Here is a 23293-nt window from a genome sequence, read left to right on the forward strand (position 1 = left end):
CCTTGCGCATACGCGCCAGATTTGACAAGTTTTCATGACAACATGTCATGGGATCAAACCATTCCGGCGCAAAAGCCGTCTACTAGAAGGAAATGCGCGGCACCCTCATGTCGCGTTCAACACCTGGGGGAAGGAAAACACCCGCATGTTGAAACGCATCAGCGCCGTGATTCTCGCGGCGGCTGTGGCGTCGGTGGGATTAGCCACCGGTTCCGCGGCGAACGCCACGACGGTGGACAAGCCGACCGTCGGCGACATCACGATCAACCCCGGCGTCGTGGTCGTCACCGGCCGGGACAAGGTCACCGCGACCTTCACCTTCGTGGTGGGCAAGGCGGCCAAGAGTGTCGAGGCGACGATCGCGCCCAGGCACGGCAAGGCCGAGGCCCTCACCCTCACCAAGCCGGAGGGCACCCCGGACGGCAAGTACTCCGGAACGTTCCCGTTCGGCCGCGGCGAGTCGGCCGGTGAGTGGAAGCTGGTCGTCAAGGCGACCAACGACGGCGGCACCACCGAGGCCACCAAGGAGTTCCGGGTGGTCCAGGTCTGGTCCACCGACATCGTCAGGTTCGGCGTCGGCCCCGAGCCGGCGAAGTTCGGCTCCGTCCTGACCGCGTCGGGCCGCCTGGTCATCCACGGTTCCAAGGGCCACGACGGCCTGAAGAACCAGCGGGTGACGATCCTGTTCAAGGAGAAGGGCCACTTCCGCTGGAAGCGCGTCGCCTGGGACCGCACCAACTGGCGCGGTGACTTCTCGGTCCGCGTCAAGGCCCTGAAGTCGGGCTGGTGGAAGGCCGAGTACGACGGGGTCAAGGGCTTCACCCACGGCTCCAGCAGTGACAGCGACCAGGTCACCGTCTTCCGCCCGAGGCCGCCGAAGCCGCACGACGCCAGCCGCGTCGTCGACTTCAACGCCTCCCCCGAGCCGGTGAAGAAGGGCAAGAAGCTCTCCCTCACCGGTGAGCTGCAGACCTGGGACCACGGCCGCTGGGACGGCTACAAGTCCAAGGTCAGCGTCTGGTTCAAGACGAAGACCGGCAAGTGGACCTACGTCAAGACCGCCTGGACCGACGGCTCGGGCGAGTTCTCGACCACGGCCACGGCCAAGAAGTCGGGTGACTGGCGCGTCGTCTTCGCGGGCGACAAGGACACCAAGCCCAGCACCAGCAAGTCCGACTGGGTGCTCGTGAAGTAACACCCGTACAGGAGGATGCCCGGGACACCCCACGCGTCCCGGGCATCTCTCATTCGGTACGCCGGAAGCGCGCGATCGCCAGCTGCAGCAGCGTGAAGCCGATCAGCGCCACGATGACCAGCTCGAACCAGACCGGCAGCCGCCAGCCGAACCAGGTGATCCCCGGGTTCAGCAGGGCCAGCACCTGGGGTTCGACGGTGAGGTGGCCGAAGACGGCCTCCCTCATCGGGTCGACCGCGTAGGTCAGCGGGTTGACGACCGTGAGGACGTGCAGCCAGGCGGGCAGGTTGGCCAGCGGGTACATCGCGCCCGACAGGAAGATCATCGGCATGATCGCCATCTGCATGATGCCGAAGAACGTCTGCATGTTCTTCATCCCGGCGGCCAGCAGCGTGCCGAACGCGGTGATCGTGAACGCCGCCAGCAGCATCTCCGCCAGCAGCGTCAGGATCAGCCCGGGACTGTAGGGCACCCCCACCAGCCCGGCCATGGCCAGGATGACGACCCCCTGCGCAGTGGCCACCATCGCCCCGCCCAGGCACTTGCCGATCACGATCGCGCCCCGGCTGACCGGCGCGACCAGCATCTCCCGCAGGAACCCGAACTCCCGGTCCCACACGATCGACCCGGCCGAGAACATCGCCGTCGTGATCACCGTCATGGCGAGCACGCCGGGGTAGATGAAGGTGCGGTAGTCCACGCCGGGGATGGCGTTCTTGACGACCGAGCCCAGCCCCGTGCCGAGCACGAACAGGAACAGGATCGGCTGGGCCAGCGACGACACCAGCCGCGTGTGGTCGTTGACGAACCGCAGCATCTCGCGGCGCAGCACGATCTTCACCGCGCGCACGTCATGGGCCAGGCCGCCCGTGGGCAGCCGCACCGCGGCGATCTCGGTCGCGGTCATCGGCGCAGCCTCGCTCTCATCATCTGGTTCATCCCGCCCGACTCCTCTTCGGCGTCGCGGATGGTCGAGCCGGTGTAGTTCATGAACACGTCGTCAAGCGTCGGTCGGTGGACGCTGACCCCCGTGATCGGCAGCCCGAGTCCGGCGAACAGTCTCGGCACGAACTCCTCCCCGGAGGCCACCGCGAAGGTCACCGCGCCGTCGTGGACGGCCGCGTCGAGGTCGAACCGCTCCTTCAAGGCCGCGATGGCGGCCTGGTCGTCGGACGTGTGGATCTGCACCCGGTCCTTGCCGACGCTGGCCTTCAGCGCCTCGGGGGAGTCGATGACGACGATCTCACCGTGGTCGATGATCGCGATGCGGTCGCAGTACTCGGCCTCGTCCATGTAGTGGGTGGTCATGAAGATCGTGATGTCCTCGGTGCGGCGGAGCTCGTTGATGTAGCCCCAGATCGCCGAGCGGGTCTGCGGGTCGAGCCCGACCGTGGGCTCGTCGAGGAACAGCACGCGGGGGGAGTGGAGGAGCCCGCGGGCGATCTCCAGCCGGCGCTTCATGCCGCCGGAGAAGGTGCTGACCTTGCTGTCGCGGCGGTCCCACAGGGCCACCATCTCCATGACCTGCCTCAGCCGCTCGTTCACGACCGACTTGGGCACGCCGTAGAGCTCGGCGTGGAACAGCAGGTTCTGCTCGGCGGTGAGATAGGAGTCCAGGGTCGGGTCCTGGAACACCAGGCCGATGTTGCGGCGGACCTCGTCCCGTTCCTTGACGACGTCGTGGCCGCCGACCCGGGCGCTGCCGCCGGTGGGGTTGCTCAGGGTGCAGAGCATGCTGATCGTGGTGGACTTGCCGGCCCCGTTCGGGCCGAGGAAGCCGAACACCTCGCCGTGTGCGACGTCGAAGCTGATCCCTCTGACCGCCTCGACCTTGCCGTAGGACTTCCGCAGGCCGGCGACCTCGACGGCGTTCATCGGTCTCCTTCCTCGTCGTCGTCGCCGGCCAGGATGCGGAACATCTCGCGGCGGGTGCTCTTGAGCAGCTTCTTGGTCTGGGCCACCTGCTCGTCGGTGGCGACGTGGGTGAGGTGGATGAACGCCTCGGCGAGCTGACCCCAGAGCAGCCGCATCTCGTGGCGGTCCTCGGTCATGCCCTGGGCCACCTCGGTCCAGGGCTCGACCCCGGTGCGGCTGTCGGCGATCTTCCGCCCGGCCTCGGTGAGGGTGTGGACGCGGGTTCCGGCCGACTCCACGGCCACGACCAGGCCCTCGTCCTCCAGTTGCTGGAGCGACGGGTAGACCGAGCCGGGGGAGGGCCGCCAGAGGCCGCCGCTGCGGCGGGAGATCTCCTCGATCATCTGATGGCCGTTGCGGGGCTCCTCCGCGAGCAGGGCGAGCAGCGCGGCCCGGACGTTGCCGCGCCTGATCTGGAGGAGGGACGGGATGGGGGGAGCGGGCATGCTGAAGCCTCCAACTATCGAGATATTCTCAAAGATATATCTCGATAGTTGGCGATGTCATGTGATTCACAACCAGTCGCGGCGCTTGAACACCAGGTAGAGCGTCAGGCAGACGCAGCCCATGAGCAGCACCGCGAACGGGTAGCCCAGGGCCCAGTGGAGCTCGGGCATGTGGTCGAAGTTCATCCCGTAGATCGTGCCGACCAGGGTGGGCGCGAACAGGATGGCGGCCCAGGCGGAGATCTTCTTGACCTCGTCGCCCTGCGCGATGCTCGCGCTGGTGAGCTTGGTCATCTCCTCGTTCTGGGCCTGGCTGACCAGGGTCGAGTTGACGATCAGGATGTCCTGGAGCATCTGCCGGAACCCGGCCACCCGCTCGGTGACCGTGATCGCGTGGTCGGCCACGTCGCGCAGGTAGCTCTGCAGCTCGGGGTCGACGCCGAACTTGGGGGCGTGCTGGATGAACCCGTCGAGCATCTGGGTGAGCGGCACGGTGGCCCGCTGGAACTCGATGACCTCGCGCGACAGTTCGTAGATGCGCCGGGGGGCGGCCGGGTCGCCGCCGAACACCTGGACCTCGATCTCGTCGATGTCGTTCTGCAGGCCCGCCACGACCGGGGCGTAGGCGTCGACGACGGTGTCGAGGATGGCGTACAGCACGGCCTGGGGGCCCTGGCGGAGCAGGTCGGGGTCGTTCTCCATGCGTTTGCGGACCAGCGACAGGTCGGGGGCCTCGCTGTGGCGGACGGTGATCACGAAGTCGGGCCCGAGGAAGATGTGCAGCTCGCCGAACGCGACCTCCTCCTCGGCGTCGAGGTAGTTGGCCGCGCGGAGCACCATGAACAGCGTGTCGCCGTAGCGGTCGGCCTTGGGGCGCTGGTGGGCGACGATGGCGTCCTCGATGGCCAGGTCGTGCAGGCCGAACTCCTCGGCGACCTTGAGCAGTTCGCTGTCCTCGGGACGGTAGAGGCCGATCCAGGCCATCGAGCCGGGGTTGGCCCGCAGCGCGGAGAAGGCGCCCGCGAGGGACAGGGGCGAGTCGACCCGGTGTCCGTTCAGGTAGATCGCGTTGTCGATGACGCTCTGCCTGACGGGGTTGTCATCGGGCTTTCGGGGGTCCATCGAGGCCTCGGGGGAGGCGTCACGTCTCATCCATGTCCGCATTCGGAGCTTTGCCACATGGTGACGTTATCCCCCTGTTCCGGGATCAATCCTCGGAGGTGCCGGAGCCCCTAGGCTTCTCCCTGGAGGTGACCCCCCTGAAAGCCCTCTGGAACCAGCTCATCGACACCCACCCGGCGCCGCCGCTGTGGGTGATCGCGGTCGCGGGAGTCGTGGCCTTCGGCATCGTGGCATACCGGCAGACGTGGCATCTGTCCCGGGGCCTGATCACGATCGCCCACGAGGGCGGCCATGCCCTGATGGCCGTCCTGACCCGCCGCAAACTGCGCGGCATCCGGCTCCACTCCGACACGTCCGGGGTGACCCTGACGCGCGGCCGGCCGACTGGGCCCGGCATGGTCCTGACGGCGGCGGCCGGCTACATCGCCCCCTCGCTCGTCGGCCTGGGCGCGGCCAGGCTGACCGACGCCGGACACGTCACGCTGCTGCTCTGGCTGGTGCTCGGCCTGCTCACCTGCATGCTGCTGCTGATCAGGAACGTCTTCGGGGTGGTCTCCCTGCTGGCGGTCGGCGGCGCGGTGTTCTGCGTGTCGTGGCTCGCGCCGCCCGACGTGCAGGGCGTGGTGGCCTACGGCACGGCGTGGTTCCTCATGCTCGGCGGGGTGCGGCCGATCTTCGAGCTCCAGCGCAAGCGACGGCGCGGCCGGGCCCCCGACTCCGACGCCGACCAGCTCGCCCGGCTGACCCGCATTCCGGGTGCGTTCTGGGTGTTTCTGTTCTTATTGGTGTCCATGGGGGCGTTGGGATACGGCGGCTATTTGCTGGTGATGTGAAGGAAATTCGCGATGTCCGCGATTTCCTGATCAATGGGAATTCCGGCTCCGTTTCCGTCCAGTGACCACGTTCCGACGATCTTCCCGTCCTTGACAACGGCCGGGCGGATGATTCCTCCGCCGGGGGCGATCGTGGCCGGTGGAACGGTCATCGGGGCACGTTCCTTCCACCCGAGCAGAAACTCGTCGAAGGCGGGTAGTAGCCGCACTCCCGTCCACGGCTCCTTTTCCGGTACGACCTGATGCGCCCTCCGCGCGTCTTTCAGGCTCAGGCCCGACCAGTGGGCGAGGTCCTCGGGCGTGGCGGGGGCGTGCGCCGCCGCGTACCGCAGGCCGAGTTCCCGCAGCGCGCGGTCGCGGTCGGGCTCGAAGACGATCGGGGCGCCGAGCCAGTCGGCGGTGTGGACGTAGGTGGCCTTGCCGTCCCGGTCGGGGCCGAGCACCAGCCGCCCCCGCTCCGCCGCGAAGGCGGCCAGGTGGATGATCGCCTGGCCCTGCGCCCCGAGCCGTTCGCCGAGCTCGGCCTTGGTGAGCGGGCCCTGCCCGAAGGTGGCCTCCTCGACCCGGCCGGTTAGGTGGGCGGCTCCGAGCTGGGCCAGACGCCGGTCGACGGTGCTCGTCGAGGGCCGGGTGAGCGACAGCAGCCAGGGCAGGTCGTCGGCCCTGATCAGGTGCAGCGTGCCGCGCGGGCCCCAGGCCCGGACGATCTCCCGCCTCTCGACGGCCTCCCGCACGTCCTGCCTGGTGAACCCGGTTCCCCGGGCGCGGAGCGCGAGCGCCGCCGCTTTCGAGTCCTGGGCCTGTACGGCCAGGAGCCGCCCCACCAGCTCGGCGACGCCGACCTTGGGCCGGTCGAGAAGCTGCGCAGCGGCCCGTCTCGGCCATGGATCGTTCACGGGACGATCCTAGGAACACGGAATGTCGGAGGGGTGCCCTACGGTGGGGCGCGTGCTTCCCGAGACGCTCGACTCGGCGCTGTCCGACGAGGCGGTGCTGGTCACCTACCGCAGGATGTTCGCCGCGCTGGCCCGCGACAGCGGCGCCGTCATCGACGACCCCGCGCTGGTCGACATCGCCGAGACCCTGTTCGCGGCGTTCGCCGAGGCGGGCGAGGAGTGGCTGACCCACGAGCAGATGCGCCACGCGTGCCGCGCCCACCCCGTCGAGCTGTTCGAGAACCGGCTCCGGGTGCTGCGCGGCCTGGGCGCGATCCGCGAGGTCTTCCCGAAGCCCAACCAGCTCCGCTACCGGGCGTCGTTCACCTCGGTGGTCGGCCTGATGTTCATCCGGCGGATGATGGACGACGGCGGCCAGAGCGAGATGCACCGCCTGCTGGAGCTGGAGGACCTGACCGTCGCCGGGCCGCGCACGACGATGGAGCAGGCCCGCCGCTCGGCCGACATGCTCGCCCGCGCCTTCCGCCTGTGGGCCCTCGAACTCGTGACCCTGACCACCGGCACCATCGAGGAGCTGCGCGAACAGGCCCCCAAGCTGTGGGGGACCGAGGAGATCGCCCGCCGCGCCCAGAGCCTCCACACCACGATCCTGACCCGCTGGCCCGACCTCGACCGGGTCTGCACCGACCTGCGCTCGGCCATCTACGCCTACAGCGACGCCTCCCGCCGCGCCGCCGGCCGTCTGGCCGACTCGGCCGGCACGACCCGCAACCTCACCCTGCTGCCCGCCGAGACCTGGCGCACCTTCGCCCAGACGGCCTCCCGCGAACGCCTCGCCGACGTGCTGGAGGGTTTCGTCTTCGACGCCGCCGCGCCGTGGCACGACCCGGGGGCGATCGTCCGCGCGGTCGACGAGGCCCCGCGCCCGGCCCCGGTCCGCCCCGCGCCGCCCCGATCGTCGCTGCCGGATGAGGGGGCGTCCTCGTCCCTGGCGGCCGGCCCTCCCGGGCGGTTCGCCGAGGTGGCGGAGGCGTTGCTGGGGGAGCGCGACGCCGTGGCGCTGGAAGAGGTGCTCACCGGCGACTGGTCGACGATCCGCCGCGTGCTGGCCGACCTCGCCTCGGCCGACCTGCATCCGGAGGCGCCCTACCGGCTGGCGTGGTCCGACACGCTGACGGCCGATCCGGCCGGGCGGCCGAGCTGGCTGTCCCACGGCCGCTTGGAGCGGACCGATGGGTGACGGATCGCCGGTGGCCGGTCGGCCGGGGGAGGGCCTGGTTCGTGGGTGAGCTTCATGCCGAGGCGCGGTCGTCCGGGCTGGTGCCGCTGGCCGGGACCGTCCCCCCGGGTTTCGTCCGGGTCGGGGGCGTCGGGGTGCCCGTCTGGCCCGACGGGGCCTCGCCCTCGCTGCTGGAGGAGTACCAGATCGCCGGTGCGCCGGTGGAGCGGGCGGGGGAGACCCGCCGCGTGCTGGCCTGCTGCCTGCGCATGTGCTGGGCCGATCTCGACGCCGAGCCGTGGCCGGGCGTGGTGGCGGCGGTCGACGACGTGCTCGCCTGCTACCGCACGATGGTCGGCCGGACCGACGACTCGGTGCGGAGCTGGGCCGTCGGCGCGCTGCGGCGGCTCCACGACACCGGCTGGATCGTGCTCGTCGGAGACGGGACCCTGCGCCTCGGCCCGCGCTGCGTGCTCTGGACGGCCGACGGCCACGCCCAGCTGCGCGAGCTGATGCGGCGCATCGCCGCGCCCGCGGGTGAGACCACACCGGTCGTCGCGTCGCGCGACGAGGGCGCCGAGGAGTTCGGCGACCTGCTGGGGGCGTTCGACGAGCGGCGGCGGGCCGAGCTCGTGGCGGCCTTCGTCGCGGTCGAGACGGCGGCCGAGCCGGTCCACGAGGCGCGGTTCGCGGCGCTGCGCGACCCGGCGCTGCGGCGGGCGCTCATGGAAATGCTGGCCCGGCGCGGCCGGGTGCTGCTCCAGCGCGCCGACTCGTGGATCTCCGGCTACACCGACGCCTACCGGGCGACCTCGCTGCCGGAGGCCGAGCGGGCCGTGCTGGCGCTCGTGCTGGTCCACACGGTGGCGATCCCCCGGGCCGAGGGACTGCTGGGCGAGGACACCTGGCTGTCGCCCCACCCGGTCGCGACCGAGGAGCTGCGGCGGCGGACCCTGCTGCCCATCGGCGAGCTGGAGGCCGCGCTGCGGGCGCTGCGCCAGGCGGGCCTGATCGCCCAGCAGAAGACCAGTGAGGAAGGCGCGGGCGGCTACGTGCCGGGACCGCAGTTCCACCGGCTGACCCGGGCGGCCCGCGCCCGGCTCCAGGAGGAGCTCATCCTGGCGGCCGGGCCGCAGACACCGCTGGCGGTCGCCATCAGGGACAGACGCCGCCGCCACGAACCGGCGGGCACGGAAGAGACGGAAAGGGCACGGGGATGACCGAGGTCGTCGATCTGAGTGGAAACAAGCCGGGGGAGCCGGGGGCCTCCGGGTTGTTCCAGGTCGTCGTGCCGATCGACGACGTGCGGCCGGTGCGGGCGCCACAGGACAACATCGTCGGCGACCGGGTGCTGGTCGCGTTCCAGCCGGTCAACATCTCGCGGTTGTCGACCCACACCGTCCCGATCGTGCCGGGCACACTAGTCGTCGTCGCGGGCGCCGGGCCGAAGGACTCCAACGGGGCCGGGAAGTCGTCGTTCATCGCCGCGATCACGGCGCTGCTCGGCGACGAGCAGTGGCGGTTCGCCTCGGGCGCGAAGGCCGTCTCCGAGCTCCTGTTCAACGCCGAACTGGCCGCCCACGGCGACCAGCAGTGGGCCAGCGCCGGCCACGGCTACATCGTCGGGGTCTTCGACGTGCCGTCGGCCGGGGTGCCGGTGACCGTGTGGGTGCGGGTCAACCAGGAGGCCCCGCATCTGGAGGTGCGGTGGGCCGAGGGCGTCCACCTGGCCGGCGCCGCCTCCGAGGCCGAGCGGGTCACCCACGCCGACGTCATCTGGTCGAGCCTGCCCAGGAGCGCCGGGCGGCGCGACGTCGTGGCCCGCGACCTGACCCGGGTCCTCTACGGCGACCGCGTCCGGTGCGTGTCGTTCCTCTCCACCTCCGTACGCAGCAAGGTCGCCACCAACCTCCTCTCCCAGCCCCTCAACGAGATCTCGCCCGACCGCATCTTCGAGGCCATCGCCGCGCTGACCGGCCTCGACGCCGAGCTCGACCAGGAGCGCGAGGCCCGCCGCGACGAACACGCCAAGCGGGTCCGCGCCGACGAAGCCCGCCGCCGCCTGGCCGAGTTCGAAGACGAGTCCCGCCACCTGCTGGCCACCTTCGACCGCCGCGACCGCTCCCGCGAACGCCTCGCCGACGCATTGAAACACTGGCGCGGGAGGCTGGCCCGCCGGGCCGTCGACGCCGCCGCGTCCGACACCGTGCTGACCGCCCAGCGGGCGGAGTTCGACGCCGCCGCCGACACCACAGAGAGCGCGATCGCCGAGGTCAGAGCCGAGATCGCGGCCCTGCGCGACGACTCGCTCGACCGCGCGCTGGCCGCCGCCCGCAGGGAACTGGCCGCCGCCCAGGCGAGCGCCGCCCGCGTCGAGGCCGAACGCGCGGTCGCCCAGAACACCGCCGACCAGCTCCGCGCCCAGATCCCCGCCCTGGAGGAGCAGCGCCGCCGCGCCGACGGCCGCGACCCCGGCCAGGCCCGCGCCGAACTCGCGGAGGCCCGGAAGGTCCACGCCGAGGCGCTCAAGGCCCTCGGCGTCGCCGACCGCGAACACGAGACCGCCCAGGCGGCCCTCCGCGACGCCGAGAACGGCCCGGCGGCCGTCCAGCTCACCGCGCTGGGCCTGGCCGGCGTCCAGGCGACCGGCCTGCTCGACGCCCTCGACGCCGCCGAACAGGCCCGCGACAGCGTGGGCCTGCCCGACCCGGCCGCGCCCGCCGCGGCCGAAGGAGCGGGTGCCGCGCGGGACGCGGTCGTCGTCGACGCCGCCGACCTGGAAGCCGCGGCGAAAGCGCTGGCCTCGCTGCCCGGTTCCGTGCTGGTCTCGTCGTCGGGCGTGACCGTCGTGGGCCAGGCCGAGGCCCAGGTCACCGGGCGCGACGCCCGGGTCAAGGCGGCCCACAAAAGGGTGGAGCGGGCCGAGGAGGCCCAGGCGAGCGCCGCCGCCGCCGTCAGGAGGGCGGAAGACGGCGTCACCGGGGCCGAACGCCGGGTCGAGGGCGCCGAGGCCGCCGGCCGCCTGGCCGAACTGGCCACCCGGCTGACCGCCCAGCGCGACCGCCTCACCGAGCTGGCCGCCGCCGCCGGGGAGCTCACCCCCGCCCTCGACGCCGCCGAGGAGCAGGTGGCCGCGCTCGACTTCCGCGCCCGCACCCGCGACGTCGAGGCCGACCGCCTGGAGGCCCGCCGCCACGCCCTGACCGCCCGCCGCGACGAGGCCCGCGCGGGGGCCGCCCGCATCGAGGCCCAGCGGCTCGCCCTCGAGCTCGAGACCCTGGTCAAGGAGTGGGGCGGCACGATCGAGGGCGCCCGCGAGTGGCTCGCCGACAACGAGCTGACCGCCGACGAGTGGTGGCGCGCCGCCGAACGCCACCTCGACGCCGCCCTCCGCGGCACCTTCGACGACGGTGAAGACCAGCCCGAGGAGCTCGCCTACCTCGTCGCGGCCCGCAAGGACGGCCGCGCCGCCGAGGAACTGGCCACCTTCCAGGCGGTCTGCAACGCCCTCGGCTCCTACCTGCGCGCCCAGGAGGAGTACGAACGCCACCAGCGCCGCCAGATCGAGACCCAGATCACCACCCGCCACCGCGACCTCGCCGCCGCCACGAGAGGCGCGGAGGAGGCCGCCCAGTCGACGGCCGTCCACCGCGCGACCCTCACCGAGGCCATCCGCGCCCGCCTGACCCGCGTCTCCGAGGAGTTCGACCGCCTCGACACCGGCTACGGCGGCTACGGCGCCTCCCTCGACTTCCCCGTCCCCGCCGCCCCGGCCGACCCGGAGCAGCGCTGGTCGTGGCGGGTCGTCCCGAAGTGGAAACGCGGCGAGGGCCAGGGCTACGTCCCCTACAACCGCCGGGCCAACACGGCGCTGATGGACGAGAAGGCGGTCAAACTGGTCTGCGCGGCGGCCATCGCGTCGAGCGGCGGCAAGCACCTGACGCTGGTCCTCGACGAACTCGGCCGCAACCTGGGCAAGGAGCACCGCCGCGAGGCCGTGGCCCTGTTCCGCCGCATCGGCGAGACCTACGGCATCACCGTGATCGGCGCCCTCCAGGACGACATGGAGCCCTACGCCATCGACGCCTGCGGCCAATACGTGAAGCTCAGAAGGTCCTCCGACGCGATGGCCTACAACGAGCCGCCCGTCATCATCGCCCACGACAAGCACGCCGACCGGGTCAGAATGCTCTCCGACCACGTGATCCGCGCCTGAGCCGGCCGTCAGGCGGCGCTCATGCCGCCGTCGATCGCGAGGGCGGCCCCGGTGATGAAGGGGGCCTCGTCGCTCAGCAGGAACGCCGTGAAGGCGGCGATCTCGTCGGGCCGCCCGACCCGGCCGATCGGGTGCATCGCTCCGGCCGCCCGCAGGGCCTCCTCCGGGGTCGGGCCCATGCCCGACCGCAGCAGCGGAGTGTCGACGCCGCCCGTCACCAGGGCGTTGACGCGGATGCCGGCCGGGGCCGTCTCGAGCGCCGCCGACCGGGTGAGGCCGATCACGCCGTGCTTGGCGGCGCTGTAGGCGGCCGCGCCGGGCTGTCCGGTGACGCCGGCGACGGAGGCGTTGTTCACGATCGCGCCGCCGCCGCTCGCCTTCAGGGCCGGGATCTGGTGCTTGAGGCCGTAGAAGACGCTGCTGAGATTGACGACCAGCTCGGCGTGCCAGGCGCCGGCGTTCAGGTCGGTCAGGGGGCCGGGCGCGGTGGCGGCGCCGACGTTGTTGAACGCGCCGTCGAGGCGGCCGTACCGGCTCACCGCCTGCCCGACGAGCTCGGCCATCTCGCCTTCGACCGTCACGTCGGCGGGGACGAAGGTGGCCTCTCCTCCGCTGGCGCGGATGGCGGCCGCCAGGGTGTCGCCGGACTCCTTGCCGCGTGCGGCCAGGACGACCTTCGCGCCTTCGGCGGCGAGGCGTTCGGCGGTGGCGCGGCCCATGCCGGAGGTGGCGCCGGTGATGAGGATGACTTTGCCGGTGAGACGTGCGGACACGATGACTCCTGTTTCGGATGGGTGGTGGTCAGAAGGTGAGGACGAGCCGGCCGCGCACGCCGCCGGCTTCGAGCCGCCGGTGGGCGGTGGCCGCCTCGGCGGCGGGCAGGGTCGCCGCGACACGCGGCGTGAGCGCGCCCGACTCGACGAGCTCGCGGACGCGGTGCAGCTTGTCCGTCCGGCCTGCGTAGTCGGGGACGAACACCGTGCGCACCGCGACGCGGCCGGTATCGCCGAACGCGTGGCCGCCGGGTTCCTCGGCGGTCCGGAAGCGGGCGTACGCGCCGCCGTCGCGGACGGCGGCCAGCAAGCTCGGCCCGACCAGCGCGGTGTCGGCGACGGCGTCCACGCCGCCGGGACGGCGGGCCAGGACGCGTTCGGCGACGCCGGGGCCCCTGGCCACGATCTCGGCCGCGCCCAGCCCGCGGACCAGCGCCTCGTCGGCGGGCGCGGCGTCGGCGACCACGGTCAGGCCAGCGTGGGCGGCCAGTTCGACGAGGTAGCCGCCGAGGGTCCCGGCGGCCCCGACCACGGCCAGCACCGATCCGGGGGCGAGCGCCAGCAGGTCGAGGGCCAGCAGCGCGGTGAGGCCGTTCATCGGGAGCGTCGCGGCGGCGGCGTGGTCGGTGTCGCCCGGCGCCGGGACGACCCAGCCGGCCGGCAGCACCGCGTGTTCGGCGTAGCCGCCCTGCGGCGTCACCATGGCCATCACCGGCTGGCCGATCGACAACCCGGTCCCGGTTCCCGGGCCGATCTCGTCGACCACCCCGGCGACGTCCAGGCCGGGCACGTACGGGCCCGGCACGCCGGCGAACGCCTGCGCGCTCGCGCCGGAGCGCAGCAGTGTGTCGGCCGGGTTCACCGCCGCCGCGTGCACCCGCACCCGGACCTCGCCGGGGCCGGCGTGGGGGGTGGGCAGGTCGAGAACACGGAGCGTTTCGGGTCCTCCGAACTCACGGACCCCGATTGCTTGCATCGTCCCAGCTCCTGAGTGGTTCTTGATGTATACCAGGTCTGACATCGGTACCTTCACACCGCGTGGGGCCGGGCCGCAAGAAGGCACTTCGTCATGACCAGGTATCGCCGGCGGAACCGTCCGGGAGGAACCTGGTATCGGCCGTATACTGCGCTCATGTCACCACCGGCCGAGCTGTGCGAGGAGGGCCGCCTCGCCCTGATCCGCGACGTGCTCGAACGGATCGGCGACAAGTGGTCGGTGGTCGTCATCTGCCAGCTCGACGACACCACCCGCAGGTTCAACGAGCTCAGCCGGATGAGCAGGCCCATCACCAAACGCATGCTCAGCGCGACCCTCCAGGGGCTGGAGCGCGACGGCCTGGTGACCAGGACGGTCCACGACACCAAGCCGCCACGGGTCGACTACGCGCTGACCCCGCGCGGGATCAGCCTGCTCAAGGTGGTCCGGGAACTGGCCGGCTGGGCCGAGGCCAACGCCGTCGGCATCCTTGAGTCGAGATCGGGCTACGACACCCGTTGAGAGTCGATCGTGGCCGTGCCAACGGCCTGGCCCCAGGGCGCATGGCATGAGTGCCTTACTTGCGTCGCACCCGGCCGTCCACAAAAATCTACTTTGTAAAGGTGTCGGGTCGAGTGCGCGTTAATCGCCGCTAACAGCGACGCGCAGCGACGCCCGGGCCATGACCTCCAGCACCAGCGCCATCTCGTCCCGCCCGAGCTCCCCGACGCTCCGGGGCGTGGAGTTCAGCAGGCCGAACACGGCGTGCACCGCCGCCCGCACCCGCGCGACCGCGCACCCCGGATAGAGGTCGCGCACGACCCCGACCCACTCCTCGACGTAGCGGCGCTGGAGCCGGCGGATGGCCCGCTGGTCGGCCGCGGGCACGTTGTGCAGCTCCCGTTCGTGCACCCGGATCAGCTCGGGATGCCCGAGGGCGAACTCGATGTGCCCTCTGAGCAGCACGTCGAGCGCCTCGGCGGGATCCAGCGCCGCGGCCGACTCCCCGGCGGAGGACAGGCGGCCGGAGATGTCGAGCAGGATCTCGGTGAGCAGCGCCTCCTTGCCGCGGAAGTGCCGGTAGAGGGCGGGCCCGGACACCCCGACCGCCGCGCCGATCTCCTCGATGGAGACCCCGTGGAAGCCGCGCTCGGCGAACAGTCCGGCCGCCGCGGCGAGGATCTCGGCCCGTCGATTCCGGGTAGGTGTGGTCACAGCCCCCCATGGTAGACGTCAATGTTAATGACGACTAACGTGAGCGCCGTAGCCAGATGGAGGTGGTCGACGTGTGGCCGGTTCTGCCCAGTTCGGGTGACCCGGGCGGGGCGCCGTACAAGAAGAACGCCGAGGTCAACGAGCGGCTCGTCGCCGAGCTGCGGGAGCGGCTCGACACGGCCGCGCGGGGCGGGCCCGAGCGGTCGCGCGTCCGGCACGTCGAGCGCGGCAAGCTGCTCCCCAGAGACCGCGTCGACTCGCTGCTCGACCCCGGCTCCCGGTTCCTGGAGCTCTCGCCGCTCGCGGCCACGGGGCTCTACGACGACGCCGCCCCGGCCGCCGGGATCATCACCGGCATCGGCAGGGTGAGCGGCCGTGAGGTCGTCGTCGTCGCCAACGACGCGACGGTCAAGGGCGGCACCTACTATCCGATGACGGTCAAGAAGCACCTCCGCGCCCAGGAGGTCGCCCTCGACAACCATCTCCCGTGCGTCTACCTCGTCGACTCGGGCGGGGCGTTCCTGCCGAAGCAGGACGAGGTCTTCCCCGACCGCGAGCACTTCGGCCGGATCTTCTACAACCAGGCCACCATGTCGGCGAAGGGCATCCCGCAGGTCGCGGCCGTGCTCGGCTCCTGCACCGCCGGGGGCGCCTACGTCCCGGCGATGAGCGACGAGGCGGTCATCGTCCGGAACCAGGGCACGATCTTCCTCGGCGGGCCGCCCCTGGTGAAGGCCGCCACGGGGGAGGAGGTCACCGCCGAGGAGCTGGGCGGGGGCGAGGTCCACGCGCGGATCAGCGGCGTCACCGACCACCTGGCCGACGACGACGCCCACGCGCTGCGCATCGTCCGGGACATCGTGGCCACCTTCGCCCCGAAGGCGAAGGCGTGGGAGCGCACCGAGACCGAGGCCCCCAAGTACGACGCCCGCGAGCTCTACGGCATCGTCCCGCCAGACACCCGCACCCCCTACGACGTGCGGGAGGTCATCGCCCGGATCGCCGACGGCAGCCGGTTCCTGGAGTTCAAGCAGGAATACGGGCCGACGCTGGTGACCGGCTTCGCCCGCATCCACGGCCATCCCGTCGGGATCGTCGCCAACAACGGCATCCTGTTCGCCGAGTCGGCGCTGAAGGGCGCGCACTTCATCGAGCTCTGCGACCGGCGGGAGATCCCGCTGGTGTTCCTGCAGAACATCAGCGGGTTCATGGTCGGCAAGGCCTACGAGCAGGGCGGCATCGCCAAGCACGGCGCGAAGATGGTCACCGCCGTCGCGTGCGCGCGGGTGCCGAAGCTGACCGTCGTGGTCGGCGGGTCGTTCGGCGCGGGCAACTACGCGATGGCCGGCCGCGCCTACTCGCCCCGGTTCCTGTGGATGTGGCCGAACGCCCGCATCTCGGTCATGGGCGGCGAGCAGGCCGCGACCGTGCTGTCGATGGTGGGCGACGCCGATCCGGAGGCGATCAGGGCCCAGTACGAAGCGCAGGGCAACCCCTATTACTCGACCGCGCGCCTGTGGGACGACGGCGTCATCGACCCCGCCGACACCCGGACCGTCCTCGGCCTGGCCCTCGGGGCCTGCGCGAACGCACCGCTGGGGCCGGTCGGCTACGGCGTCTTCAGGATGTGAGGGCCATGTTCGACACCGTTCTGGTCGCCAACCGGGGCGAGATCGCCCTGCGTGTCATCGCCACGCTGCGCCGTCTCGGCATCAGGTCGGTGGCCGTCCACACCGAGGGCGACACGACCCACGCCGGCGCGGCCGACCTGGCGGTGGAGATCGGGAGCTATCTCGACGCCGCCGAAGTGGTGGAGGCCGCCCGGAAGACCGGAGCCCAGGCGATCCACCCCGGCTACGGGTTCCTCTCCGAGAACACCGGCTTCGCGGCGGCCTGCCACGACCACGGGATCGTGTTCGTCGGCCCGCCCGCCGGTGCGATCGAGGCCATGGGCGACAAGATCCGGGCCAAGGAGACGGTCGCCGCCGCGGGGGTCCCGGTCGTGCCGGGCGCGTCGGCGAACCTGGCGGACTTCCGCGACTTCCCCGCGCTGATCAAGCCGTCGGCCGGTGGCGGCGGCAAGGGCATGGTGCTCGTCCGCTCCAAGGAGGAGTTGCCCGACGCGCTCGCCTCGGCCGCGCGGACCGCGCTCGCCGCCTTCGGTGACGGCACCCTCCTCATCGAGCGGTACGTCGAGAGCCCCCGCCACATCGAGATCCAGGTGCTGGCCGACAGCCACGGCAACGTGATCCACCTGGGCGAACGCGAGTGCAGCCTGCAACGCCGGCACCAGAAGATCGTCGAGGAGGCCCCCTCGCCGCTCCTCGACGAGGCCACCCGGGCCAAGATGGGCGCCGCCGCCGTCGAGGCCGCCCGCAGCGTCGGCTACGTCAACGCGGGCACCATCGAGTTCATCGTCCACGGCGCGACCGGCGAGTTCTTCTTCATGGAGATGAACACCCGCCTCCAGGTCGAACACCCCGTGACGGAGCTCGTCACCGGCCTCGACCTGGTCGAGCTCCAGCTCAGGGTGGCCGCGGGGGAGAGGCTGCCGCTGGAGCAGGACGACGTGGAGCTCAAGGGGCACGCCGTCGAGGCCCGCGTCTACGCCGAGGACCCGGCCCGGGGCTTCCTCCCGAGCACGGGCACGATCCTTCGATACGAGCCGCCCGGCATCCGGTTCGATTCGGGTGTCGCCGAGGGGGCGGTGGTCGGCACCGGCTATGACCCCATGCTCGCCAAGGCCGTCGCCTGGGCCCCCACGCGGAAAGAGGCGCTGGCCCGGCTGGACAGCGCGTTGAGAGACACGGTCATCCTCGGGGTGACCACCAATCTGGCCTTCCTCCAGAAGTTGCTGCGCCACGAGAAGGTCCAGCGGGGGGTGCTGGACACCGGGCTCGTCGAGCGCGAGCTCGATCCGGCCGAGCCGGAGGTCCCCGGTCACGTCCTCACCGAGGCCGCCCGCGTCTTCACGCCGGTGGCGGCCTCGGACGACCCGTGGGACGTCCCCGACGGCTGGCGGCTGGGCCGGCGCCGCCCGCTCACCCACCTGCTGGAGGTCCACGGCGAGATCGTCGAAGCCCCGGAGCCCGACGGGGTGACCCGGCGGTTCACCTCCGCACGCGACGGCGACACCCTGTGGCTGCACGCCGAGGGGCGGACCTACCGGATCACCCGGCACGAGCCCATCGAGGAGAGGTCGGCCGCCGCCCAGGCGGGTGACGGCGCGGTGCGCAGTCCCATGCCCGGGACGGTCCTGGTCGTGAAGGCGGCCCAGGGCGACGAGGTCGCCGAGGGGCAGCCGCTGCTGATCGTGGAGGCGATGAAGATGGAGCACACCGTCACCGCGCCCGTCGCGGGCACGCTGACCACGCTGGGCGTCCGCGCCGGGCAGCAGGTCGCGCTCGACGAGGTGCTCGCGATCGTGGAGGCGGCGCCATGAGCCACCGAATCGAAGGCCTCCCGGAAGAGGTCACGATCTACGAGGTCGGTCCCCGCGACGGCCTGCAGAACGAGAAGGCGATCGTCCCCGTCGAGGTCAAGGCCGAGTTCGTCGGCAGGCTCGCCGCGGCGGGCCTGAAGGTCATCGAGGCGACGAGTTTCGTCCACCCGAAATGGGTCCCGCAGCTCGCCGACGCCGAGGAGCTGCTGACGACCGTCCACCGGGAGCACCAGGTCAGATATCCCGTCCTGGTGCCGAACGAGCGCGGGCTCGACCGGGCGCTCGAACTCGGCTGCACCGAGATCGCGATCTTCGGCAGCGCGACCGAGACGTTCGCGCAGCGCAACCTCAACCGGTCGCTGAAGACCCAGTTCGACATGTTCGCCCCCGTGGTGAGCCGCGCGCGGGACAACGGGATCAGGGTCCGCGCCTACCTCTCGATGTGCTTCGGCGACCCGTGGGAGGGGCCCGTCCCGATCGGCCAGGTCGTCGACGTCGGCACCCGGCTGCTCGACCTCGGCTGCGCCGAACTGTCGCTGGGCGACACGATCGGCGTCGGGACCGCCGGGCACGTCGGCGCGCTGCTGGACGCCTTCCCCCGGGAGAGCCCGCTCGCGGTGCACTTCCACGACACCTACGGCCAGGCGCTGGCGAACGTGGTGGAGGCGCTGCGCCACGGTGTCACCGTCGTCGACGCCAGCGCGGGCGGCATCGGCGGCTGCCCCTACGCGAAGTCGGCCACCGGCAACCTCGCCACCGAGGACCTGGTCTGGCTCCTCGACGGCCTCGGCATCCACCACGGCGTGGACCTCAAGGCACTGGCCGCCACCAGCCACTGGCTCGCCGGTCAGCTCGGCCGCCCCAGCCCCAGCGCGGTGGTCCGCGCCCTCACGAAGGAGTGAGACATGCTCACCGAAGACCACGAGGACCTGCGCAAGACCGTCGAGGCGTTCGCCCGCGACGAGGTCGCCCCGGTCATCGGCGACCTCTACGAGAAGGGCGAGTTCCCCTACGACATCGTCCGCAAGATGGGCGCGATGGGCCTGTTCGGGCTGCCCATCCCCGAGGAGCACGGCGGCATGGGCGGCGACTACTTCGCCCTGTGCCTGGCGCTGGAGGAGCTGGCCCGGGTCGACTCCAGCGTCGCCATCACCCTGGAGGCCGCCGTCTCGCTGGGCGCGATGCCGCTGCACCGCTTCGGCACGGCCGAGCAGAAGGAGCAGTGGCTGCCCAAGCTGACGGCCGGGGAGCTGCTCGGCGCGTTCGGCCTCACCGAGCCCGGCGGCGGCTCCGACGTGCCCGGCGGCATGCGGACCACGGCCGACCTCGACGGCGGCGAATGGGTGATCAACGGCTCGAAGGCGTTCATCACCAACTCCGGCACCGACATCACCGGCTTCATCGGGGTGGCCGCGATCACCGGGCGACGCCCCGACGGCAGGCCGGAGATCTCCACGATCATCGTCCCGGCCGGCACCCCCGGCCTGGGCGTCTCCGCGAAGTACTCCAAGGTCGGCTGGTCGTCCAGCGACACCCGCGAGCTGAGCTTCACCGACTGCCGGGTCCCGGCCGCCAACCTCCTCGGCGAGCGCGGCCGAGGCTACGCCCAGTTCCTCCAGACCCTGGACGAGGGCCGGATCGCCATCGCCGCCCTGTCGGTCGGCCTGGCCCAGGGCTGCGTCGACGAGTCGGTCCGCTACGTCGCCGAGCGCCACGCCTTCGGCCACCCCATCGGCCACTACCAGGCCATGCAGTTCAAGGTCGCCGACATGGAGGTCCGCGCCCACACCGCCCGTCTGGCCTACTACCACGCGGCCGACCGCATGCTGCGGGGGCTCCCGTTCAAGAAGGAGGCCGCCATCGCCAAGCTGGTCGCCTCGGACGCCGCGATGGACAACGCCCGCGACGCCACCCAGATCTTCGGCGGCTACGGCTTCATGAACGAATACCCCGTCGGCCGCTTCTACCGGGACGCCAAGATTCTGGAGATCGGTGAGGGCACCAGCGAGATCCAGCGGCTGCTCATCGCCCGTGAACTGGGGCTTGGCGGCCTCTGACCACGATTAATTAATCCTTAGAAAAGCCGATCAAGCGTTCGGGTCCACTCCCGGCTGCTGGTTGTCTGTGTCCGTACGACATCCAGTAACCCACCCGAAAGGCATCAAAGTGGACCTGAACGTCACTCGCCGTCGCGCCCTCGGCACCGCCGCGCTGGCCGGGGTCGGCGTCGCCGTCGCGGCGTGTTCGGGAGAGCAGGGCACGACGGCCGCCCCCGCCGAGACCACGGCCGCCGCGCCCCCCGCGGAGACCTCCGCCCCCGCCGCCGGTGGTGGCGGCGACGCGCTCGCCGCGACGGCCGACGTGCCGGTCGGCGGTGGCGTGATCACCGAGCAGGCCGTGATCACCCAGCCCGAGGCGGGCACCTACAAGGCGTTCAGCCCGGTCTGCACCCACCAGGGCTGCAAGGTCAAGTCGGTGGACGACGGCAAGATCGTGTGCCCGTGCCACAACTCGCAGTTCTCCATCGCCGACGGATCGGTCCAGGGCGGACCCGCCAAGGCGCCGCTTCCCGAGGTCCCGATCAAGGTCGAGGGTGACTCCATCCTCCTCGGATAAGTGCGAAAGTTTGGCACCATTACCACCAGTGGTACGTGGCCGGACGTACCACTTCCCACCTGCTTAAACATCCGTCAAGAAGGACGTTTCGGACGGCCTTTGTAGCCAGGTGACCGCATCCCGGTGATGGACGCGCAGGTCGGACGGATCCTAGAGTCGCCTCATGACGTCCGGTGATCTCCAGCTTCGGAGAGCAGAGAAGACCGACGCGGAGCAGATCTTCGCGTTGGCCCGGGAATTCGCCGTGTCGTTCCGGCCCGAACGGGCCTCCTTCGACGCCGCGTTCCCCGAGCTTCTGGAGAACGAGGAGGCGCTCCTCCTCGTCGCCACCGTCGACGGCACGGTCCGCGGCTACCTCCTGGGCTTCACCCACCTGACCCTGTTCGCCAACGGCCGGGTCGCGTGGGTGGAGGAGGCGATCATCGAAGGCGGCTTCCGCCGGCTCGGGCTGGGCCGCCACCTGCTGCGGGAGTTCGAACTCTGGGCGCGCAGCCGCGACGCCGGATACGTCGCACTGGCCACGCGCCGGGCGGCTGAGTTCTATAAGGCGACCGGCTACGAGGTGTCGGCCACCTACTACCGCAAGCTACTCCGCCCCAAGAACCCCTAAGAGGTGAGCTGGGCGTCGAGCCGGTAGCCGTCGACCGTCACGTAGACCGAGTCGCCCGGACGCGCGTTCAACCGCATCAGCACCGGCTGCAGCGAGTCGAAGACCGGCTGCCGGTCGCGCCACACGAGCACCACGGCGTTGTCGCCGGGGCCGGTCACCGACAGCAGGGTGCCGGGCCGCATGCCGAGCTGGGCCGCGTAGTTCTCCGGCACCGCCACCGGCTCGCCACGCAGGTGCCCGCTGGTCACGTCGATGCGCTGCCAGCGGCGCGGGTCGGACGCCGGGCTCGGCGTGCTGCGCGGGCTGGGCACCAGGTGCGGGCGCGGCGCGCCGCCGGTGAGGGCGTTGAGCGCGGCGAGCGCGGTCTGCGGGTCGGGGCCGCTGTGCGCCATCTTCGGTATCGGCACGCCCGCCGGACGGGCCGGGTGGCCGTTGGCGCCGGGGGTGCGGCGGGGGAGCGGCGCGTCGCCGGCGGGGGCGCCGCCGTTCGCGCCGGGACCGGGGTTCGTGAGGCTCTTCGGCAGGGCTTCCATCCAGGCTTTGGCGGAGTGGGAACGGATCCCGAGCTGACCGAGCAGCTCGATCACGTCGGCGTCGGCCGGGTGGGCCGACAGCAACTGGCGGGTGCGGTCGCGCAGGCCGCCCAGGTCGCCCACGACGAGCCAGCCGTCCTGGAGACGGCGGTCGGGCATGAGGGTCACCAGGACGCGCCACAGCGGCGTACGCAGCGCCGGGACCTCGATCGGGTGGGAGGCGTCGGCGGCGATGAGCTGTTCCTGGGTGGCGGCGGTGCCGAGCCACTCGGTGAGACCGAACAGGTGGCCCGTCAGGGCGGCCGAGTCGGGGGAGCGCAGCCACATCAGCACCCGCTCCTCGGCGGTGCGCTGGGCCTGCGACAGCAGCTCGCGGTCGACGTTGAGCTCGTGGGCGAGGGTGCGGAGGCTGATCGGCTCGGCGGCGAACAGGCGCTGCGCGGCGACCGCGCGCTCCAGCTGGTTCCACTCGCGGAACAGGTGCTCGACCAGGCCGACCATCGGGTGTTCGGCCGTGTTGAGCGGCGCGGGCTTCTCGGGCTCCTTGGGCTTGGCCGGGGCGGGCACCACGGGCGTGCCGTTGACGGCCGGTTTCGAGCCGTTGACCTGGGCGCGGGCCGGGATCGCGGCCATCATGCCGGTCTCCTCGACGGCCGGCACGGGCGCCGCCAGCGGCCCGGCGACGGGCTGGGCCTTCTGGACGGGGGCCGGCTGCTTCGCCGGGGTGGCCGCCTTGGCGGGCGCGGCGGCCGGAGCGGCCTGCGCGGTCTGCGCGGCGGCCGGAGCGGCGGCGTCGGCGGGGATCTCGATGCGGATGTGCGTGAAGATCTCCTTGAACACCGCCGTGAGCACCGTCTCGGGCGTGGCCGAGGCCGACGGGGTGGCCAGGTCGGCGGCGGTGAGGCGGCGCAGGCGCTGCCAGCCGCCCAGGCCGATGATCACCGACCGGACCGGCTCGGGCCAGCCGGGGAGTTGACGATCGACCGTGTGCACCTGCAGAGCCGGCATGAAGTCGGTCAGCGGCAGGTGGTCGAGGTGGGTCACGGCGAGCCGGGCGAGCCGCTCGCAGACCCAGTCGATGCCGGTCGTGCCGAGGGCACGGCCCAGTGCGACGGAGCCCCACCAGCCGCCGGGGAGGCGTGGGTCGGCCAGTGTTTCGGCCACCTGCTGGGGGCGGCTCCAGCGTAGAGCGGGAACCAGATCGCTCAGGCAGATCGTTGACTCGGCGTCCATCGGTTGACCGCACCCTCCCGAGAGTGACGCTTGTTGCTAATGGTGCAGCTTACG

The 23293-nt window shown here is 71.7% G+C and carries 21 protein-coding genes; 12 read left to right on the forward strand and 9 right to left on the reverse strand.

Annotation, left to right across the window (positions count from 1 at the left end):
* The first annotated feature begins 145 nt into the window (after positions 1-145).
* Entirely contained in the window at positions 146-1195 is a 1050-nt protein-coding gene (locus AW270_RS08010; RefSeq protein WP_061292314.1) for a hypothetical protein, read from the forward strand.
* 49 nt (positions 1196-1244) lie between these two features.
* Here the strand turns inward: AW270_RS08010 and AW270_RS08015 are convergent, their stop codons facing one another.
* The 4 genes from AW270_RS08015 to AW270_RS08030 form a co-directional block, all read right to left on the reverse strand.
* Positions 1245-2102 (reverse strand): ABC transporter permease, encoded by an 858-nt coding sequence (locus AW270_RS08015; RefSeq protein WP_061292316.1) that lies wholly within the window; start codon positions 2100-2102, stop codon positions 1245-1247.
* The gene (locus tag AW270_RS08020; protein WP_061292318.1) at positions 2099-3070 is read right to left on the reverse strand and encodes an ATP-binding cassette domain-containing protein; all 972 of its coding nucleotides are present in this window, start codon (positions 3068-3070) and stop codon (positions 2099-2101) included. The genes AW270_RS08015 and AW270_RS08020 overlap by 4 nt, the downstream gene beginning before the upstream one ends.
* The gene (locus tag AW270_RS08025) at positions 3067-3555 is read right to left on the reverse strand and encodes a PadR family transcriptional regulator (protein ID WP_061292320.1); all 489 of its coding nucleotides are present in this window, start codon (positions 3553-3555) and stop codon (positions 3067-3069) included. The genes AW270_RS08020 and AW270_RS08025 overlap by 4 nt, the downstream gene beginning before the upstream one ends.
* A gap of 66 nt (positions 3556-3621) precedes the next feature.
* The gene (locus AW270_RS08030; protein WP_245674608.1) at positions 3622-4707 is read right to left on the reverse strand and encodes a magnesium and cobalt transport protein CorA; all 1086 of its coding nucleotides are present in this window, start codon (positions 4705-4707) and stop codon (positions 3622-3624) included.
* A gap of 98 nt (positions 4708-4805) precedes the next feature.
* Here AW270_RS08030 and AW270_RS08035 point away from each other — a divergent pair, with 98 nt between their 5' ends.
* Positions 4806-5510: a M50 family metallopeptidase gene (locus AW270_RS08035; protein ID WP_245674609.1), complete on the forward strand. Its 705-nt coding sequence runs from the start codon at positions 4806-4808 to the stop codon at positions 5508-5510.
* Here the strand turns inward: AW270_RS08035 and AW270_RS08040 are convergent.
* Entirely contained in the window at positions 5492-6406 is a 915-nt protein-coding gene (locus AW270_RS08040) for a winged helix DNA-binding domain-containing protein (protein ID WP_061292324.1), read from the reverse strand. The genes AW270_RS08035 and AW270_RS08040 overlap by 19 nt on opposite strands.
* 52 nt (positions 6407-6458) lie before the next feature.
* Here AW270_RS08040 and AW270_RS08045 point away from each other — a divergent pair, with 52 nt between their 5' ends.
* The 3 genes from AW270_RS08045 to AW270_RS08055 are packed head-to-tail and all read left to right on the forward strand — an operon-like array spanning position 6459 to position 11841.
* On the forward strand, positions 6459-7646 hold the full coding sequence (locus AW270_RS08045) for a hypothetical protein (protein ID WP_245674610.1): 1188 nt from the start codon (positions 6459-6461) through the stop codon (positions 7644-7646).
* 41 nt (positions 7647-7687) lie between these two features.
* Positions 7688-8845: a hypothetical protein gene (locus AW270_RS41065; RefSeq protein WP_245674611.1), complete on the forward strand. Its 1158-nt coding sequence runs from the start codon at positions 7688-7690 to the stop codon at positions 8843-8845.
* A complete protein-coding gene (locus AW270_RS08055; protein WP_245674612.1) occupies positions 8842-11841 on the forward strand; it encodes a coiled-coil domain-containing protein in 3000 nt (999 codons plus the stop codon). Before AW270_RS41065 ends, AW270_RS08055 begins: the two co-directional genes overlap by 4 nt.
* Positions 11842-11849: 8 nt before the next feature.
* Here AW270_RS08055 and AW270_RS08060 read toward each other — a convergent pair whose 3' ends face one another.
* A complete protein-coding gene (locus AW270_RS08060) occupies positions 11850-12614 on the reverse strand; it encodes an SDR family NAD(P)-dependent oxidoreductase (protein ID WP_061292328.1) in 765 nt (254 codons plus the stop codon).
* Positions 12615-12642: 28 nt separating this feature from the next.
* Complete coding sequence (locus tag AW270_RS08065; protein ID WP_061292330.1) at positions 12643-13590, reverse strand: NADP-dependent oxidoreductase; 948 nt, start codon at positions 13588-13590, stop codon at positions 12643-12645.
* A gap of 156 nt (positions 13591-13746) precedes the next feature.
* Between AW270_RS08065 and AW270_RS08070 the strand changes: the two genes are divergently transcribed.
* Positions 13747-14112, forward strand: a complete 366-nt coding sequence (locus AW270_RS08070) for a winged helix-turn-helix transcriptional regulator (protein ID WP_061292332.1) — start codon at positions 13747-13749, stop codon at positions 14110-14112.
* A gap of 120 nt (positions 14113-14232) precedes the next feature.
* On the opposite strand, the gene AW270_RS08075 is transcribed toward AW270_RS08070, so the two are convergent.
* On the reverse strand, positions 14233-14805 hold the full coding sequence (locus AW270_RS08075) for a TetR/AcrR family transcriptional regulator (RefSeq protein WP_061292334.1): 573 nt from the start codon (positions 14803-14805) through the stop codon (positions 14233-14235).
* Positions 14806-14861: 56 nt separating this feature from the next.
* Here AW270_RS08075 and AW270_RS08080 point away from each other — a divergent pair, with 56 nt between their 5' ends.
* The 6 genes from AW270_RS08080 (at position 14862) to AW270_RS08105 (ending at position 21473) form a co-directional block, all read left to right on the forward strand.
* On the forward strand, positions 14862-16436 hold the full coding sequence (locus AW270_RS08080; RefSeq protein WP_061292335.1) for a carboxyl transferase domain-containing protein: 1575 nt from the start codon (positions 14862-14864) through the stop codon (positions 16434-16436).
* 5 nt (positions 16437-16441) lie between these two features.
* Positions 16442-18247, forward strand: coding sequence for an acetyl/propionyl/methylcrotonyl-CoA carboxylase subunit alpha (locus AW270_RS08085; RefSeq protein ID WP_061292338.1), 1806 nt, complete (start codon positions 16442-16444; stop codon positions 18245-18247).
* Positions 18244-19149: a hydroxymethylglutaryl-CoA lyase gene (locus tag AW270_RS08090; protein WP_061292340.1), complete on the forward strand. Its 906-nt coding sequence runs from the start codon at positions 18244-18246 to the stop codon at positions 19147-19149. Before AW270_RS08085 ends, AW270_RS08090 begins: the two co-directional genes overlap by 4 nt.
* A 3-nt stretch (positions 19150-19152) precedes the next feature.
* Positions 19153-20304 (forward strand): acyl-CoA dehydrogenase family protein, encoded by a 1152-nt coding sequence (locus AW270_RS08095; RefSeq protein ID WP_061292342.1) that lies wholly within the window; start codon positions 19153-19155, stop codon positions 20302-20304.
* 109 nt (positions 20305-20413) lie between these two features.
* Positions 20414-20863 carry a Rieske (2Fe-2S) protein gene (locus AW270_RS08100; RefSeq protein ID WP_245674613.1) on the forward strand — a complete coding sequence of 150 codons (450 nt, stop codon included), beginning with the start codon at positions 20414-20416 and terminating at the stop codon, positions 20861-20863.
* A 163-nt stretch (positions 20864-21026) separates the two neighbouring features.
* Positions 21027-21473, forward strand: coding sequence for a GNAT family N-acetyltransferase (locus AW270_RS08105; protein WP_061292343.1), 447 nt, complete (start codon positions 21027-21029; stop codon positions 21471-21473).
* On the opposite strand, the gene AW270_RS08110 is transcribed toward AW270_RS08105, so the two are convergent.
* Positions 21470-23239, reverse strand: a complete 1770-nt coding sequence (locus AW270_RS08110; RefSeq protein WP_157521757.1) for a hypothetical protein — start codon at positions 23237-23239, stop codon at positions 21470-21472. The two genes, AW270_RS08105 and AW270_RS08110, sit on opposite strands and share 4 nt — an antisense overlap.
* Between the last annotated feature and the right edge of the window lie 54 nt (positions 23240-23293).

This window comes from Herbidospora cretacea (genome assembly GCF_001570605.1).
Taxonomy (GTDB): domain Bacteria; phylum Actinomycetota; class Actinomycetes; order Streptosporangiales; family Streptosporangiaceae; genus Herbidospora; species Herbidospora cretacea.

Coding starts and splice junctions, on each gene's coding strand:
- AW270_RS08010 (WP_061292314.1), top strand. CDS start 146: ATGTTGAAACGCATCAGCGCCGTGATTCTCGCGGCGGCTGTGGCGTCG.
- AW270_RS08015 (WP_061292316.1), bottom strand. CDS start 2,102: ATGACCGCGACCGAGATCGCCGCGGTGCGGCTGCCCACGGGCGGCCTG.
- AW270_RS08020 (WP_061292318.1), bottom strand. CDS start 3,070: ATGAACGCCGTCGAGGTCGCCGGCCTGCGGAAGTCCTACGGCAAGGTC.
- AW270_RS08025 (WP_061292320.1), bottom strand. CDS start 3,555: ATGCCCGCTCCCCCCATCCCGTCCCTCCTCCAGATCAGGCGCGGCAAC.
- AW270_RS08030 (WP_245674608.1), bottom strand. CDS start 4,707: ATGAGACGTGACGCCTCCCCCGAGGCCTCGATGGACCCCCGAAAGCCC.
- AW270_RS08055 (WP_245674612.1), top strand. CDS start 8,842: ATGACCGAGGTCGTCGATCTGAGTGGAAACAAGCCGGGGGAGCCGGGG.
- AW270_RS08065 (WP_061292330.1), bottom strand. CDS start 13,590: ATGCAAGCAATCGGGGTCCGTGAGTTCGGAGGACCCGAAACGCTCCGT.
- AW270_RS08070 (WP_061292332.1), top strand. CDS start 13,747: ATGTCACCACCGGCCGAGCTGTGCGAGGAGGGCCGCCTCGCCCTGATC.
- AW270_RS08080 (WP_061292335.1), top strand. CDS start 14,862: ATGGAGGTGGTCGACGTGTGGCCGGTTCTGCCCAGTTCGGGTGACCCG.
- AW270_RS08085 (WP_061292338.1), top strand. CDS start 16,442: ATGTTCGACACCGTTCTGGTCGCCAACCGGGGCGAGATCGCCCTGCGT.
- AW270_RS08090 (WP_061292340.1), top strand. CDS start 18,244: ATGAGCCACCGAATCGAAGGCCTCCCGGAAGAGGTCACGATCTACGAG.
- AW270_RS08095 (WP_061292342.1), top strand. CDS start 19,153: ATGCTCACCGAAGACCACGAGGACCTGCGCAAGACCGTCGAGGCGTTC.
- AW270_RS08105 (WP_061292343.1), top strand. CDS start 21,027: ATGACGTCCGGTGATCTCCAGCTTCGGAGAGCAGAGAAGACCGACGCG.
- AW270_RS08110 (WP_157521757.1), bottom strand. CDS start 23,239: ATGGACGCCGAGTCAACGATCTGCCTGAGCGATCTGGTTCCCGCTCTA.